The organism is candidate division WOR-3 bacterium, assembly GCA_016934535.1.
Classification (GTDB): Bacteria; SDB-A; SDB-A; order SDB-A; family SDB-A; genus JAFGIG01.
In genome coordinates, this window is the sequence record JAFGSQ010000058.1 from 1 (window position 1) to 16,789 (window position 16,789).

Genomic DNA, 16,789 nt, shown 5'->3' on the forward strand with positions numbered 1-16,789 from the left:
ATATATTAAGTTAATTTATTTCCATTATTAAACTTTTTGGTCTGTAGATGAGATCCGGAGTCAGCCGGATATTATTTCATTGCTTTTAGATGGATACAGAATTGGTAATTTATGATTTAAGGTTGTTTGTGAAGAGTTTCCGTGGCGTGGAAAACCGCCTTTTTCAGATCGTCAAACCTGAATGGTTTGTAAAGTCTCGATTTGAAACCGTAAGACATGTATTCGGACAATATAGGATCGGTAGCGTAACCGCTGGAAACTATCAATATTGCTTCGGGGTCGATTGCGAGGATTTTTTCAGCGACTTCTTTTCCCCCTATGCTTCCCGGGATTGTCAGGTCGGTAATGACGACGTCGTATCCGGAATCTGATTTCATGGATTTCTTGTATTCTTCAACGGCTTGTAATCCGTCGCTCAAACAGACTACGGTATGTCCCATTATTTTAAGCATGGATTCTATGATGTCTCTAAGAAATTCATCGTCGTCCAGAACGAGTATTCTAAAACTCTTCATTGATACGGCTTCTTCAATTTTTCCGACGTTCTCTTTTTCGGCTTTTTCAACAATTTTTGCCGGAAGAGATATTGTGAATGTAGTTCCTTTGCCCAGGATTGAATTCAATGAGATCGAGCCTCCGTGTTTACTGATAATGGAATGTGTGATGGCCAGACCTAGACCGTTTCCGTGCTGTTTAGTTGTGAAATATGGGTCGAAAACCTTGTCCTGGTACTTTTCAGGTATTCCTATTCCGGTGTCCTTGACGATTATTTCTATTCTTTTCCCATTGGTTGAGTCCCTGTTTCTCGCGGTTATGGATATAAGTCCGCCTGCAGGCATGGCTTGCTGGGCATTAATAATCAAATTGCTGATGACCTGGCTTATCTGGCTTTTATCCGCTTCAACCTGCCACAGGTCTTTCTGTATGTCCGGTTCAAGTTTGATATTGCTTCCCCTTAGGGAGAACGCCGCCGTTTCCAGAATGACTTCGCCGAGAGAAAGAGTCTCTTTGATCGGATCACCGCCTTTAGAAAAAGTCAACAGCTGATTTGTAAGGTTTTTTGCGTTTTCCATGGCTTGTTCGGCAATTTCCAAAAAAGCGTAAGCCTTATCTCCTTCCGGGGTAAGCATTTTTGCGATTTCAATGTTTCCGAAAAGACCCATGAGAAGGTTGTTGAAATCGTGGGCGATTCCTCCGGCCAGTAGGCTGACGGACTCCAATTTTTGAAATTTGAGGCGTTCTTCTTCAGCCTTTTTTATTTCCGTGAGATCGAAAATTACACCTCGTACTTTCCTTTGTTCATTCAAGCCCTTTTCAAAGCATCCGTGAAAAAGGGACGGAAAAAGCGATGAATCTTTCTTCATGGCTTTGTATTCGACCGGTTCGATATTCTTAGTCCTGATCCGACGTGAAAAAGAATTTACCGCTTCTTCTCTCTGATCTTCGGCTACAAGGTCCAAAGCAAAAATCCCACTTTTCAGATCATCTTCATCATAACCGAATAGATCGAAGAATTTCCTGTTGGCGTATGATATCAAACCGTTTTGATCAAGCTCGACAATGGCTTCCGGAAGCATTTCGGTTATTTCCCTGAATCTTTCTTCGCTTTCTATCAGCATTTTTTCAATCCTGCTTTTGTCCAGGAATTCGATAATTGTTTCGCATAAAAATTTGAGAAACCTAATGTCTTCGTCACTCGGGCAGCCATCACCCGGACTTTTTTCAAAGCATGCAAATCCTTTGACAAGTCCTGACGATTCGATAGGCAGAGCCAGAAGGGAATTGTTTTTATCGAAAATTCTCAGTATATCCGGGAAAAAATCTTTGAACGAATTTTCCGAGATATCCGACGTGAAAACTTTAACGGAATTTTTTAACGACGTGAAAAAAGGCAAGTCGCTTTTAAAAGTGAATGATTTGCCGGGACAGGATTGTTCTCCCTTCTTTTTCCGGCTCCAGCAAATCAACACTCTGGCAGTTTGGTTCGGTTCGTTCAATTCAAAAATGACAATGCTTTTCGATCCGGTGAAAACCGCAATTTTTTCGAGAACGTCTCTGACAGTCACGTCGGAATTATCGCCGATCGAACTTGCAAGTTTTGAAGTTACGTCTGAAACAAGGCTTTCAAAATCAATTCGGCGGTTGAGACGACTTTCGATTTTTTGTCTTGCTGAAATTTCGTTTTTGAGTTCTTCGATTCTTATGCCCAGTCGGTCTATTGTCTCGTTATAGTTGAGCCAGGCGTTTTTAAGACTTAAATTTTCTCTCTTGATCTCTGTATTAAGGTAAGCGTTTTCTTCGGTAAGTTTTTTTACGTGATCGATAAGTTCAAGAAAATACATGGAGATATGGTAGATGTCGTTCTTGTAACTGGAGGGAACGAGGAAATGCCAAAGCAAGGGGTATATAGGATAAGCGGCAAACCTGTCGTTCAACGTTATGACAATTCCGCAAATCCGTTGAGTCAATTCCCCGTATTTCCCAAAGAATGATTCGAGCGAGTCGGCGTACACAGCCACTTGTTGCCCCAGTAAATCTCTTTTTGTCAACTCTCTGATTTCGAATTGTTGTGGCGGAGAAGAAGAAATACTGGCGAAGATTTTTTTCAAAGCTCCTTGTCTCCGAGAAGAAGAATTAAGAAGGTCATATTATGAAAAAGAGGCTTCGTGTATCCCGTTTTGTTTTTGACGCTTCCGAATTCGCCGAAGGAAGGGTATCCTGCCAAACCCTTAAGAGAAGGGCATTTTGAGGCAATTGTCTTCACTTCAATTTCAATGTCGTCGGCAAGTACTTTTTTTCGTCCCGCGCAACTTACAATAAGCGCCGCCGAAGGTTTGAAAGAAAGGTTGTTCATCGATTCCCCGATGTCTTTGATATCCTTGAGCATCATTTCAGGCGGGGCAAGACAAACCTGGACGTTGTCGCCTTCGTCAATCGCGCTGAAGAGAATTATGCTTTTGTCATCTTTTCTGTCTTTTGGCAGCATAACGGATCTTATTTTGTGACCGTGTTTTTGACCTGTTTCAGTTACTTTGAATGTGATAATTCCCTGGTCAACCACGTTCAGAGGCTTGCCTATCTGTTTTTCCACGAAATTCATTGCCGGCATTCCGGATATTTCAGTAATTCTTGTACCTTCTGCGCACGTGACCCGGCCGATGGAACCTATGGGCTGGAGTTCGTGTGCTATTTTGATGTCGAATTCAAAATCTCCGTTTATTGCTACGGCAACAATGCTGTCGGTCAAAACTTCCCTGCCGTAGTAAAGAAAAGAGCTTGTGAATGAGTATTCATCTCCCGCGAAACCGCCGATAAGAGGTCCCCTGACGGTCTCGGATAATGCGTTTGTTATTTTTTTTGCGTCAGCTCGAAAATCTGAAGCCAGGAAATAAAGAACGGGAAACGAGAAGTTGCAGTTCCTGTTTACTTTTTCAATGCATGATTTTGTCGCTGAAAAAGGATCCGAGATCATGCCGTCAGCAGAAGCCGGATACCATTTGATTTTACCGCATGAGTTTACTGCCAGGGCTGAAACGCCGGAATTTGAAACCTTGTTTTTTTCGTAAAATCCTTCTCCTGTGTTTCCAACCAAAACCATGTCTTCTTTCCCGATGACGTCGAACATCGCTTCGGCCGTTTCAGGAGAGCCTTCATAATGAATAGTAGGGAATATAAAGACAATTTCAGGATCTATGCGGGCAATCTTTTCGGCTATTTCAAGCCCGGCTTTGTAAGGATCGGGATTAAGGGAAAAGTGTGAAAATACTTTCATAACCCTTCCTTTTTAGCACGTCAGATTTTACCTTTTTTTCATAAATACATAAAGTCCGGAATTATTTTTATTTGACCCGAAAAATGTTTTTCCTTAAAAATTAAAATAGTTTGTCACACAAGAGGTAAAAATCAGTCTAAATATTTTAAAACGCAAACAAAAAGGAGAAATCGTGAAAAGATTATTTTTGGCTATGACGGTCATTCCATCCGTGATATTAGGCGGGATAATAAACGTGCCCACTGACTATAACACCATTCAAGAAGCTATTAATGCGGCTCAGGATTTCGACACGGTATTAGTGGAACAGGGGAGGTATTACGAAAACATAAGATTTTTCGGAAAAAAGATCAATGTAGCGAGCCGGTTTTTGACTACCGGAGACAATTCGTACATACTCAATACAATTATAGACGGCAGCGCACCCTATCATCCTGACACCGCGAGCTGTGTGAGGTTCATAGACCACGAAGACACGAATTCAGTTCTATGCGGCTTCACTTTGACGGGAGGAACAGGCACTGTGTGGCCTGACGTGCACTTCGGAGGTACTTTATTCAGAGAAGGAGGGGGTATATTCGTCGATTCGGCCTCTCCAGTAATAACAGGCAACTTTATTGTAAACAATCAAACGCAAGTGTCTACTGGTCTTCAAAGCGCGGGCGGAGGGGGTATCAGGATAGCCGACGCGAGCCCCAGAATAACAGGCAACATAATAATGCTTAACAATGGCAGATACGGCGCAGGCATATCTGAATTCTATTCGGGAAGTATTATAAGAAACAACTTGATAATGCTGAATGACGGAGGAGATGACTATGGAGGATCCGGTATATGGGTCTGGGGAGCGACCACAGACACAACTTTGATAGAAAATAACACTATTGTAAACAACACTTCATTTCAAAGAGGCGGGGGCGTAAGGGTTTACGCAAGTGTTGCACTGGTAAAAAACTGCATTTTATGGGGCAACGTCTCGCAAAACGGGGGTAATCCCAACATATATCTCACTTCAGGGGGAAGAGTCGTCGCCGAGTACAACTGCGTCGAAAATGGATACACAGGAACCGGTAACATCGGAAGCGATCCCTGTTTTGCCGACTCAAACAAGCATTTGACGCCTGCTTCACCCTGCGTGGATTCAGGCGATCCAGCCTCACCGGGCGATCCTGAAGATTCACTGAATCCGGGGTACGCACTGTATCCTTCCATGGGATCTTTGAGAGCCGACATGGGAGCGTACGGTGGACCGGCAAGAATAGACTTTCCGGACATCACTTTCTTTGTCGGAATTGAAGAAAACACAGGAAAAGTGCCTGCAAATCCAAACGATGGCTTCAAAGTGTCTTTCCAGGGACAATCGCTCAGTGTTTTTTTTGAAGTGACGGAAAGAAAATTTATTTCAATAAAGATATTCAGGATAAACGGGTCTCTGGTAGAGATTTTATGCGAAAGGGATTTCGAAGCCGGGAATTATTCATTTATTGTTGATACTGAGGAATTTCCGTCCGGTGTATATTTTTTGACTATGAACGGGGAAGAAGCGGTACAATCTAGTAAATTTGCTATAGTGAAATGACTGTTCAAAAAATGTCTGCCGGGGGAAAAAGCGATTTGAAAGAACCGGACGATTTCTTGTTGATAGACGAAGCTCTTGAAGGAAAAGCAAAATCTCTTGAAAAACTTGTAAAAAAGTATCAGAACTACGTCTTCAATATATCTTTGAGAATGCTCGGCAGTCATGAAGACGCGAGAGACGCTTCTCAGGAAATATTTGTAAGGATCATAACTCACCTCAGGAGTTTTGAAAAAAAGAGTTCTTTTAAAACCTGGCTTTTCCGCATAATGATGAATTATCTTTTGGATGCAAAAAAAACACTGGCAGAAAATTATTTGGTCTCTTTTGACAGATATTCCGAAGTAATCAAATCGACTCCGGATGCCAGACTTGAAGTTAATCCCGTGAAAGCAAAAATTTTGCGTGACGAGACAAGAGATCACTGCCTGATGGGGATGATTATGTGCCTCGACAGAAGGCACAGGTTTGTATTTATTATTGGGGAACTTCTCGGTTTTGACGGAATTGAGGGCTCAGAAATAGTCCGGGTGACGCCTCAGAACTTCAGAAAAATGCTTTCGAGGGCGAGAAAAAAAATTTACGGCTTCATGAGGGACAACTGCGGCCTGTTCAGCGGTGACAATCATTGCAGATGTGAATTTAAGGCGCACGCGCTTTTAAGAAACGGACAGATAACTCCCGACAGAAAAAACTACCAGGGAACATTCGGCGATCTGAAGGGTGAATGCTCTGTAAAAGGGAAAGTGCTTGAAAAATGGTTCGAAGAAACAAGCGGTAAATTATTCGGGTGTCAGCCCGTGTACAAATCGCCTGATTTTTTTGCCGAAATAAGGAAAATAGTGGATCAGAGAGAAGTAGATGCAATTTTTGACGGTTAGATTTCTGAAACTTCCATCTCCATGACGATGTATTGATCGGGTGAGTGGGGAGAGAATTTTTCTTCCGTGACGCCGAGAAATGATTTTCCGAACATTTCAAAAGCGTTGGATTTAATCTGGATAAGAGGAAGTCTGCCGGTTATCTTCCCTTTCTCTATCAGGTATGAAAGCTGAACCGGAGATCCGTAAAATCCGTCGGCGGAGAAGTCGCCTCCCATTTGCATATATGCGAAGACTGCTTTTTGATCTCCTATAATGTCTTCTAGTTTTCTGGCGGTTGTTGCGGCTCTGAAAGAAGGCGGAGAGAGGACCGGCGCGCCGTCGTAAATAAAGTTCGCGGAGCCGGTGTTTTTGAATCCGAATCTTGCTGAAGTGCGTTTGTCCGTGAAAGGTTGTTTAAAGATGCCGTTTTCGACGAGTGGATACTCGTAATCTGTGTTGACGGTGCCTTCCGAATCGAAAAATCTGCTGTAAGTCACCGCGGGATTATTTGTCTGATAAAGGGAAAAATTTTCGTGAAATATTCTCTCTCCGATTTTGGACGAAACAGACGAAGTTTTCGTCCCGACTTTCAGGCCGCTGAGATGTTCGGAAAAAAAAGAAAATTCGGAAAGTGAACTTGTCAGCAAAACAACCGGATATTTTCCAGGCAATTTTATCGAAGTTTCTTTGAGAAAATTCGTGCACACAAGATCGGCCAGTCGGAGTATTTCGCCTTCCTGGAAAGATCTGCTGACAAAACCGACGTAACCGTCCAGGATGTTGGATGAATTTTTTTGTTTAAAAAACAATACGCTCTGAAAAATATCGTCTGAGAAAAAAAGTCTGAGACCTGCGTCGTTTGTCATTTCGGTCGAATTCTTGGAATTCAATATCGAGTTTGAAAAAGCGAATTCAGGATGTTTTGTTTTGAGTTCGACAAGAAGAGAGTGAGTTTTTTCCAGCAGTTCTTCCCCAGTCGTTTCTTCGCCGGAGTGGTCCCATGTTTCTTCCCTGTCCGACGCAGGTTCGAAAGGGTATTCGACGGCTGTTTTTAAAGCGTCAACGGAAGCTTTTTTCAGTTCGGCGTCGTCCCGGATGCCAATGGCGCCGGCTATTCCGAGTTTGCCGTTTTCATATACCCGCATGCCCGTTTTTGTGTCTTTAACTGTTTTTACGCCGGATACGTCAGTGTTTTGTATTTTTATTGTGAAATTGTCCTGTTTTTCCGTGATCTTTTCGTAAATCATTTTATCCTCCGTTCACTGAACGTTCATTTTTGCGATTGTTGTGAATGGACCGCCGAAAGATACAGGCAGAGGATACTGGTCATTTTTGCCGCATCCCCCTCCTGTCGGCGAATAGAGAGTCAACTCGTCTGAAATATCTTCGACTTCTGACAGCGTCTCGAATACATTTCCCGTGATTACAGAGATGTTGAGCGGTTTTACCGGTTCTCCGTCTTTCAAAAGATAACTCCGGTTAGGCGCTATCGTGAATGTCGAGAGACCCGAGCCGTGCTTTACCGAGTCGACGAAAATTGCGTCGCCGGCTTTTTTGAAAAGTTCTTTTTTCGGCGTTTTTCCCGGCAAGATATAAGTGTTTGTCATCCTCACTATCGGTTCGAACATGTAGGAAACGGCTCTTGCGTTTCCGGTCGGTTCCTCATTGAGATCGGCGGCGGTTTCCGCACTGTGAAGCCTTCCCGAGAGGATTCCGTTTTTAATGAGATGTGTCTTTCGCGCGGAAGTACCTTCGTCGTCGAAAGGCGTATATCCGCCTTCAGTGAGGTTTCCGTCGTCAATAATAGAAAGCATATCGTTTCCCACTTTTTTTCCGATTTGCCATTCTTCGGCCATTTTTGTGTCGCCTAACATGAAGTCAGCCTCGCTTTTGTGCCCGAAACTCTCGTGCGCGAAAATCCCCGCCGCCAGAGGAGACAAAATGACTCTGTACGTTCCTGAAGCCACGGGAGCGGCTTTTTTGACGAAATCCGAACAATTTCCGAGAAGTTCTTCAAGTTCTCCCTGTTTGCCTCCGAGTTTGTCGAAATGAACGTTTCCGCGCGAAAAACTTTCGTTTAGTATGTTCGACCCGTCAATAAAGGTAAACCTGACGCTAAATCCGGAATTTTGAACGTCGAAGCTGAGTTCCGCCCCTTTGCTTGAATAAAAGCTTTTAACAATTCTGCGGTCCTGATAAATTCCGCTCCAATTTTTGATTTCCGGTTCCCCCTGGGCTATGTCGCAGTAACTTTGGAGAAGTTCGGCCTTTTTTTCGGTGCCAATGTCCGAAACGCTGTTTTCCTGAAAAGAAAAATAATTTCCGCGGTTCGTTTCAAACCTGCTGAAAGCTTCCGACTGCAGGCCGTTTTTTTCTTTTTTTTTCGAAACTTTTGAAAAACTTGCAAGAGAGTCTATTTCGGCCTGGATTCTTTTTATGTCGTCTATTGAGCTGTAATAACAGCTGAAACCGTCGAAAAGCCTTATGAATGCGGCCCGGTATTGCCTTGTTTTGAATTCCTCGGTGACGGCGTTTTTTATGGTTATTTTTGTTTCGAAAACATCTTCGATCCTTACATCAGTGTAATAGTCTTTCGGGAACTTGAACATTAACCCTCCTCGTTTTCTGTCTTGAACCGGTTATTGTATGTTTTTTATTGACTAAAATCAATGAGGGGATTAATATTGATGCGAAAGATTTGCGCGAATGATTTGCATGACTATGAAAAAGAAAATTACAAGAGATCTGATAGACATCATATTGAGGAAATCCGAAATACCCCTGAAGGCGTCTGAAATAAGAGCCGGGTTTTCAAAAAAACCGGACCTGGCGACGGTTTACAGAAGCCTCGACAAAATGGAAAGAGACGGTTCAGTTGGAGTTTTCACAGCAAAAGGAAGGAGCAGGCTGTATTACATTTCGGAAGAAAACGGAGGTCATTTTATTTCCTGTCAGATGTGCGAAAGAATCGAAAAACTCGACCAGTGCGGTTTTAAGGAAATCAAAGCCCATATCGAAAAAATGAATAAGTTTAAAGTCACAGGACATATTTTATTCATCAAAGGGGTCTGCAATGAATGTATTCACGCCTTTAATTCAGAGAAAAAACGCAGTCCTCGTTCTTGAAGCAGCCATATTTCTCTTTTTTACAGGTTGTTCCGTCAAAACTGCAGACGTACAAAATGATATACTGGTCTGTTCGTCCGTTTATCCCATCTCTCAGATTGCCCAAAGCGTTCTTGGAGATTCGGGAGTCGCTTTCAATCTTGTCCCTCCAGGAGCTAATCCGCACGTTTTCGAACCGGCTCCTTCTGATGCGAGAAAACTCGCCGAAGCGGACATTATTTTGTGCGTATCTCCGGAATTGGACGGCTGGATGGAAAAATTCGCCGGCAGTGAGACGAAAGTTTTGTATCTCGACAAATATTTTTCAGAAAAAAACATGGAACCCGGCGTTAATCCCCATATATGGCTTTCTCTCAAATATGCCCTGTTGATAGCATCCGCTGTGAGAGAAACTGTTTCCGAAATAAGACCGGACAGAAGAGATTATTACGAGGATAATTTCCGAAATTTCGAGCGCGAAATAAGCTCTCTCGACTCTTTCGCTTCCGAGAAATTCAGTGAACTCAAAGAAGTATATTTCATCCAATGGCATCCGGCGTGGAATTATCTTGCGAATGATTACGGTTTGCCTGAACCTCTGTCCATAGAAACCGGCCACGGTGACGAACCGACTGCGGCAGAATTGAAAAAAATAACTGATTTCGCCGGGGAAAAAAGCGTCAGAGTAATTGTTGTAGAGGCGAATTCAGACATGAGACAGGCAGAAATAATTGCCGGTCAAATAAATGCAAATATCGCGGTTCTCGATCCGATTGGGGATCCCGACAATCCTGAAATAAGTACATACATTTTAAACATGAAAAAAAACATAATCACACTTGCGGAGGCTATGGAAATTGAGTGACAAAGCCGTTTCACTGAGTGATTTAACCGTTGTATTGGGCGGGAACAGGGTTCTCGAAGACATAGACATGGAGATTGAACAAAGAGAAATAATCGCGGTTGTCGGCCCGAACGGAGCAGGAAAGACGACTCTTCTCAGAGCGATAATGGGATGCATAAAACCGACAAACGGCCGAATCAATATTTTTGGTGAGACTCCGGCTAAGGCACGAAGTAAAAGTTTTTTTGGATATGTTCCGCAGTCGTCTCAGTACGAAAAAAAATTTCCTCTCAGCGCTTTCGATGTTGTCTCGCTTTCAAGGTATGCGAAAAAAAGATATTTTGAAAAACTTGACGGCGCCGACAGGGAAATTATCTCGGATTCGTTGAACACCGTCGGTATGGCTGACAATGCCGTGAAACGCTTCGGAGATCTCTCCGGAGGGCAGAGGCAAAGAGTGTTGATAGCCAGAGCCCTTGCGGTTGAACCTAAAATACTCGTCCTCGACGAACCTTCGACAGGACTCGACACCGTGGCTCAGGACGCGTTTTATAAACTGCTCGCCGAACTCAGAGAAAAAAAGAACCTCACTGTAATACTCGTCAGTCACGACATAGGAGCGGTGTCGTACTACATAGACACTGTGGCGTGCCTGAACAGAAAGATGCATTTTCACGGAAAGCTCGAAGGATGTCTCCAGGACGAGAATATTAGAAAATTATTCGGTGACAACGTAAAGATACTAGTCCACGACGAGAATTGCGCGACATGCAGGAGAAGAAATGCCGGGAATCCTTGATTATTCTTTTTTCAGACTCGCCCTTCTGACGGCTGTTTTTGCAGGAGTGCTTTTCGGAGTCCTCTCTTTTTTCATTTACTCGAGGAAAATGGCTTTTCTCGGTGTGGGAATTTCACACGCGGCTTTCGGCGGAGTTGCCCTGGGAGTGTTTTTTGGCATGAATCCTTTTGTTTCGGCTCTGATTTTTTGCGTTCTGACGGCTATAATTATTGGAAAAGTTTCAAAGAGCGCAAACATATCGGTTAACACGAGCGTCGGAATATTTTTTTCGCTGTCTATGGCCTTGGGCGCATTTTTCATATCCATGAAAAAGGGATACTCCTTCGATCTTTCGGGATACCTTTTCGGCAACATACTCGCCGTGTCTGAAAAAGATTTATTGCTCGTGATTCTTGCTGACATAACCATAATCCCTTTTGTATTGTTTTTTTTGAGGAAAATAATTTATCTTTCTTTTGACGAAGAATCCGCATACATAAGCGGTGTAAAAACGGCTTTTCTGGATTATTCGCTTCTCGTGATTCTCGCGGTTGTCATCGTGCTGACAATAAAAATTATAGGGATAATTCTGGTTTCCGCCCTGGTGATACTTCCCGGAAGTTTTGCTGTTCTCGTATCGAGGAGTTACAAATCCGTAATAGCTGTTTCGGTTATATTTTCGGTGGCGACTATGACTTCCGGGCTTTTTTTGTCATACCTTGCAGACACCCCTCCGGGTGCGACAATAACGATTTTTGCATCTTTTGTATATTTCCTGGCTCTCGGCTCGGTAAGATTGATAAAAAAAACCGTATAAATTAATCGTATTTTAACAAATAAAGAGGATAATTGATGCCATGAAAGAATTCAAGAATATCGCGCTCGTCGCGCACGACAACAAGAAAAAAGATCTCGTCGAATGGGCCGTGTGGAACAGGGATGCACTGAAAGGACAGGTCATCATCTGCACGGGAACCACAGGCAAGCTCATAGAAAAAGAGCTTGAAAATGAGATAAAGGATTACACGATAGTAAAACTCAAATCGGGTCCTCTTGGCGGAGATCAGCAATTGGGCGCGATGATTGCCGAAGGGGGAGTGGATGTCGTCATATTTTTTTGGGACCCCATGCAGCCGCATCCGCACGATGTAGACGTCAAAGCTCTGCTCAGAATAGCTGTTTTGTATAATGTTCCGACAGCCTGCAACAGATCGACGGCGGATTTTTTGATTTCGTCGCCTCTTTTTAAAGGCGACTACACTCCGAAAGAGACGGATTTTGTCGATTACACGGAAAGAGATGTTTAGTTAAGATTTTATCCTGTCAATCGAAACATTCTTGTCCAGAACCTCTCTTATCATCGCGGCGAGTTCACTTACCGGCACGGGTTTTGTCATAACTTTTGCGTTTGGAATGTGTTTTATCGTTTCCTGGATATCGGCGTTTAAAAAGCCGGAGCAGAAAATGACAGGAACATCAGGATGGAGTTCTCTCATCTTTTGCACCATCTCAGGGCCGGAAATTCCGGGCATTGTGTAGTCGGCGATGACGAGGTCGAAAGAGCTGGGGTTTTCTGAAAAAATTGACAGGGCTTCCTTTGCGTCGCTGACGGCTCTTATATTGTATCCGAGTCTTCGAAGTATTACTTCCATTGTTTCAACGAACAAAGCTTCATCGTCTACGTAAAGAATGCTCTCTTCACCCGTCTTGACGGTAGTGGTTGCGGAGGATTCTTTTTCGGGCTTTTTCTCCAGGACGGGAAAAGAAATCTCGAAAACAGTCCCTTTTCCGATTTCGCTGTTGACTGTTATTTCTCCGTTTGATTTTTTGACCAGGCCGTGGACGATGGCAAGTCCTATGCCCGATCCTTCGCCGTCTTTTTTTGTCGTATAATAGGGCTCGAAAATGCGATCCAAAGAAGATTGTTCAATTCCTTCGCCCGTGTCGAGAAAGGTAAGTATTATTCTGTTGTCTTTCTTCTTGAGTCTGAGTTCAATTATTCCTCCGTTGTCTCTCATGGCGTACCGGGCGTTTGTAAATAAATTCAGAAGTATCTGATGTATCTGCGAAGGATCACCGAGGACAAGATCTTCCAGAGGATCTGTATCTATTTTGACGTCTATTGAGCCAGGTACAGATTTTTTTAGCAATTCAGCCGATTCTTTTACAAATTTTGAGATCATTATAGGTTTCAGCTCTTTTTCCTTGTCTTTGCTGAAAGTGAGAATTTCGCGGACAAAATCTTTTGCCTTCGCAATGGCGGCTGAAATGTTTTCAATTTGGGGTACGGCGGGAGAACCAACCGGAATGTCCGATTTGGCCAGCTCGGCGAAAGTCGAAATTGAGCCGAGTATGTTGTTGAAGTCGTGCGCTATTCCGCTGGCCATGGTCCCTATGGCGTGCATTTTCTGGTTTTGTCTGAGTTGGAATTCCACCTTTTTTCTTTCTGTAATGTCAATGAAAGAAGACTGAAGATACAGCGGTTTTCCCTGGCTGTCCTTTATGAGACCGGGATTGATGAGCGCTGAAAACTTCGTGCCGTCTTTTCTCGTCGCTATTACTTCGGCCGGTATTGCTGTTTTGGATAAAGTGAGAAGTGAAATAATTTTTTCAGGAGTGACGTCAGAGCCGGGAGGTTTGAAAATCGACAGGTTTTTGCCAAGAAGCTCTTCGTTTGAATATCCAAGCATGTTTAGAAGGCTGTTGTTGACGTAGATTATTTTACCGGTGCTGTCTGATATCGCCGCACCGTATGCCGCCTCATCCGTCAGGGTCTTGAATTTCAGTATTTCTTCTTCAGATTTGATTCTTCTTTGGATTTCTTTTTTGAGCTCTTCGGTCCTCTGTTCGACGATGGATTCGAGGTTTTCGTTAGCTTCTATTTTCAGTCTGTATATTTCGTTCTGTTTCTCGATTTTTTCTTTTTCGTATTTCGACTGCAGTTCCAGAATCTTGATGTTGCTCTCTTCGGAAAACAATTTGTCCTTCAGTTCGTAATACATTTTGTTGTATTTCAGTGCGTTGAAATAATCGCCCGCGGCTTCATAAACCCTTGAAAATTCCTGGTACACAGTAAGAAGAATGGTCCTTAGATTGCCTTCACTCGCGATTTTCATGCTTTTTTCGAGATTTGCTGTGGCTCCGCGGAATTCGTTCATTGCTATATGCAGTCTGGCGATGTCTACGTGCGCCGAGGCGAGGCCGGATATGTTGTTGGATTCCTTCCTTATTTTAAGAGCTTCTCTCAGTATTTCTTTGGCGGATTCAAGATGGCGTCTGTCGTTGTTTTCTGAATAAAGTTCCAGATGTATGTTTCCTATGTTTGAAAGAGTGGTGGATATGCTCAGTTTGTCGCCGAAAGTCTGTTTAATCGCCAGGGCTCTGTTATTTAATTCCAGTGATTTTTCATATTCTTTCATCTTGAAGTAGAGGTTTCCGAGGTTGTTCAGGGTGTGAGCCAGTTCTTCCGAAGGGCCGTTTTTTTCACGGATTGCCAGCAGTTTGAGATGATATTCCTCTGCTTTCTCAAATTTTTCCCAGGCGAGGTATAAATTGGCGAGATTGTTGAGAACATTGCCCTTGAGTTCTTCGTCGGAAAAGGATTCCGCGACAGAAAGCGCCTTAAAATAGTAATCTGCCGATGATGCGTAGTCGCCTGTAATTTTATAAATAAGTGCTATTTTATTGCAAAGGGAAGCCGTTTTTTCATTGTTTTCTATTTCACGGGATTTATCGAGAGCTTGTATAAGCAGAGGAAGGGCGTCTTCCGGTTTTCCAAGAAATTTGTAGCAGGACGCCAGATTCATCAAGGCCTTGATGTAACCCAGAGAGTAGTCGATTGTTTTTGACAGGCGCAAGGCTTCGTTCGCCAGAATGAGAGATTTGTCAGGTCTTTTGTTGACTATTCTCGACGAAATCTCGTTCAAAGCGTCAATTTTTTCGACGCCCGACAAATCGCCCGTCTCTTTGTTCAGGCTCTCAGCTTCAAATGAAGATTCCATAATATTTCCGACGTCAACACAATTTTAAACCTTTTATCTTTCAATTAAAAGGTTTATCTCATGTTATCGAATTTATTCCAGACAAAGAACTTTTAAAAGCAACTTCATGGCCGAGGTGGCTTTATTTTCAATGAAGACATCGGATATGGAACCTGTAAAGCTTGAAGGCTCGGTGTTGATCTCTATTATTCGCGCCCCCCTGCTTTTGGCCGCGAATGGGAATGAGCACGCCGGCATCACTTCTCCCGAAGTTCCTATAACAAGAACAACATCTGATTCACCGGCTTCATAAAAGCTTTGTTTCATCGCTTTTACAGGTATGGGTTCGCCGAAAAACACGAAATCGGGTTTAAGCAAACCTCCGCATTTCATGCAAAGAGGAGGCAAAACTTTCAGATCGTCTTCTTGAAACTCAAACCTGCTCGAACATGACAGGCAAACGAGAAATTTTGAATTCCCGTGGAATTCATAAACATTTTGCGATCCTGATTCCTGATGTAGGAAATCTATGTTCTGGGTGATTATTGTCTCGACGAGACCTTTTTTCTGGAGAAGCGTCACCCCGTCGTGGGCGAAGTTCGGTTTCTTGCCGCGGATTTTATCGTATAATATTTCTACTATCATTTTCCACGATTCTTCGGGATTGTTTTTAAAAAATTCGATGTCTATGAAATACGGATCGTACGTCTCCCAGAGCCCGCCCTTTCCCCTGAACGGAGGAATGCCGCTTTCGACAGAAATGCCGGCCCCGGTAAAGACTGTCGTCCTCTTTGAATAGGACAGTATATGAGCGGCTTTTTCGACGTTTTCGTTAAAACTCACGCTGAATTATAACTTTCATTCGGCGTAAAATGATAGTCGGAAAATGTGTTTATGCTTTTTCCCAATATGTTTATAATGTGATCACAAAATGATTTGAGGAACGATGATTTTTAGACAAGTGATTTTAGGCTCTTTGAGAGAAGCTCTTGAGAATACAAAGTGGACAGCCTTATCCGGCGGGTGTTCAAAAAAGCGTGACCTGAAAAATCTCGATTTTTTGGTTTTTTCAAACAAAACGCCTCTTGAAAGAAAATTTGACATTCCTGACAAGAGACTCCTTCTCAACAAGAGAATAAACTTGTCCGTCGCCCTGCCTTTTCTCGACGGAGCCATGATTTTTCCAGGCGAAAAATTCTCTTTCTGGAGATTTTTGAAGAAGCCTTCAAAGGAAAAAGGCTACGTCGACGGCATGACTTTGTCGGGAGGCAGGATAATCAGCCAGACAGCCGGCGGACTCTGCCAGCTTTCGAACATGATTTTCTGGATGGCGCTTCACTCTCCCCTGCAAATCGCGATGAGGTGGAGGCACGGATACGATGTTTTTCCCGACGCAAACAGAAAAATACCTTTCGGGTGCGGCGCGACGGTCGCCTATCCGAAAATAGACCTCGTACTTTTCAATCCGACAAAAGATAAATTTCAGTTGAGATTCAAACAGGGAAGAAAATATCTGACTGGAGAAATCAGGTCGGACAAAGAACCTAACCGGACATACGAGATTGTCGAAAAAAATCCGGCTTTCAGAAGTGACGGAACCGGGTGTTTCACGAGATCGAACGAGATATTCAGGAAGGTTTACGAAAAAAAGACGGGGAAATTGATAGGCGAGGAGTTTTTATTCTCCAACTCCGCCCTGACCATGTACTCCCCTCTGATCGAGACTGACAGAGGGGAGTAAGAAAATTTCCACCACGAAGGAAAAAATGCATGCATTTTTTCTTCACGAAGGATGAATTGCATACAATTCATCTACACGAAGTTAAGAGTTAGAACTATAACCACGAATTCACACGAATGAACGCGAATCG

14 protein-coding genes are annotated in these 16,789 nt (G+C 43.2%); 8 read left to right on the top strand and 6 right to left on the bottom strand.

Translation table 11 applies throughout. The annotated features are described in order from the left end of the window. Nucleotides 1–116 precede the first annotated feature (116 nt). On the bottom strand, nt 117–2,609 hold the full coding sequence (locus JXL83_08740) for a PAS domain S-box protein (protein ID MBN2364204.1): 2,493 nt from the start codon (nt 2,607–2,609) through the stop codon (nt 117–119). Further along, nucleotides 2,606–3,772, bottom strand: coding sequence for an FIST C-terminal domain-containing protein (locus JXL83_08745; protein ID MBN2364205.1), 1,167 nt, complete (start codon nt 3,770–3,772; stop codon nt 2,606–2,608). The genes JXL83_08740 and JXL83_08745 overlap by 4 nt, the downstream gene beginning before the upstream one ends. 172 nt (nt 3,773–3,944) lie before the next feature. Between JXL83_08745 and JXL83_08750 the strand changes: the two genes are divergently transcribed. Beyond that, nucleotides 3,945–5,351, top strand: coding sequence for a hypothetical protein (locus JXL83_08750; GenBank protein MBN2364206.1), 1,407 nt, complete (start codon nt 3,945–3,947; stop codon nt 5,349–5,351). Then, nucleotides 5,348–6,229: an RNA polymerase sigma factor gene (locus tag JXL83_08755; protein MBN2364207.1), complete on the top strand. Its 882-nt coding sequence runs from the start codon at nt 5,348–5,350 to the stop codon at nt 6,227–6,229. The genes JXL83_08750 and JXL83_08755 overlap by 4 nt, the downstream gene beginning before the upstream one ends. On the opposite strand, the gene JXL83_08760 is transcribed toward JXL83_08755, so the two are convergent. Continuing rightward, complete coding sequence (locus tag JXL83_08760) at nt 6,226–7,458, bottom strand: hypothetical protein (GenBank protein MBN2364208.1); 1,233 nt, start codon at nt 7,456–7,458, stop codon at nt 6,226–6,228. The genes JXL83_08755 and JXL83_08760 overlap by 4 nt on opposite strands. 12 nt (nt 7,459–7,470) lie before the next feature. Continuing rightward, nucleotides 7,471–8,820 carry a TldD/PmbA family protein gene (locus tag JXL83_08765; GenBank protein MBN2364209.1) on the bottom strand — a complete coding sequence of 450 codons (1,350 nt, stop codon included), beginning with the start codon at nt 8,818–8,820 and terminating at the stop codon, nt 7,471–7,473. A gap of 112 nt (nt 8,821–8,932) precedes the next feature. Between JXL83_08765 and JXL83_08770 the strand changes: the two genes are divergently transcribed. From JXL83_08770 to JXL83_08790, 5 genes are read left to right on the top strand one after another with little or no spacing between them, the layout of a single operon-like run. After that, a complete protein-coding gene (locus tag JXL83_08770; GenBank protein ID MBN2364210.1) occupies nt 8,933–9,337 on the top strand; it encodes a transcriptional repressor in 405 nt (134 codons plus the stop codon). After that, complete coding sequence (locus JXL83_08775) at nt 9,285–10,181, top strand: zinc ABC transporter substrate-binding protein (protein MBN2364211.1); 897 nt, start codon at nt 9,285–9,287, stop codon at nt 10,179–10,181. The genes JXL83_08770 and JXL83_08775 overlap by 53 nt, the downstream gene beginning before the upstream one ends. Beyond that, a complete protein-coding gene (locus tag JXL83_08780; GenBank protein ID MBN2364212.1) occupies nt 10,174–10,959 on the top strand; it encodes a metal ABC transporter ATP-binding protein in 786 nt (261 codons plus the stop codon). The genes JXL83_08775 and JXL83_08780 overlap by 8 nt, the downstream gene beginning before the upstream one ends. After that, entirely contained in the window at nt 10,943–11,755 is an 813-nt protein-coding gene (locus JXL83_08785) for a metal ABC transporter permease (protein MBN2364213.1), read from the top strand. Before JXL83_08780 ends, JXL83_08785 begins: the two co-directional genes overlap by 17 nt. Nucleotides 11,756–11,795: 40 nt before the next feature. Then, entirely contained in the window at nt 11,796–12,245 is a 450-nt protein-coding gene (locus tag JXL83_08790; protein ID MBN2364214.1) for a methylglyoxal synthase, read from the top strand. Here JXL83_08790 and JXL83_08795 read toward each other — a convergent pair whose 3' ends face one another. Together JXL83_08795 and JXL83_08800 are read right to left on the bottom strand one after the other, a co-directional pair. Beyond that, on the bottom strand, nt 12,246–14,939 hold the full coding sequence (locus JXL83_08795; protein MBN2364215.1) for a tetratricopeptide repeat protein: 2,694 nt from the start codon (nt 14,937–14,939) through the stop codon (nt 12,246–12,248). A gap of 72 nt (nt 14,940–15,011) precedes the next feature. After that, entirely contained in the window at nt 15,012–15,761 is a 750-nt protein-coding gene (locus JXL83_08800; GenBank protein ID MBN2364216.1) for an NAD-dependent deacylase, read from the bottom strand. 103 nt (nt 15,762–15,864) lie between these two features. Between JXL83_08800 and JXL83_08805 the strand changes: the two genes are divergently transcribed. Continuing rightward, entirely contained in the window at nt 15,865–16,659 is a 795-nt protein-coding gene (locus JXL83_08805; GenBank protein MBN2364217.1) for a VanW family protein, read from the top strand. Nucleotides 16,660–16,789 lie beyond the last annotated feature (130 nt).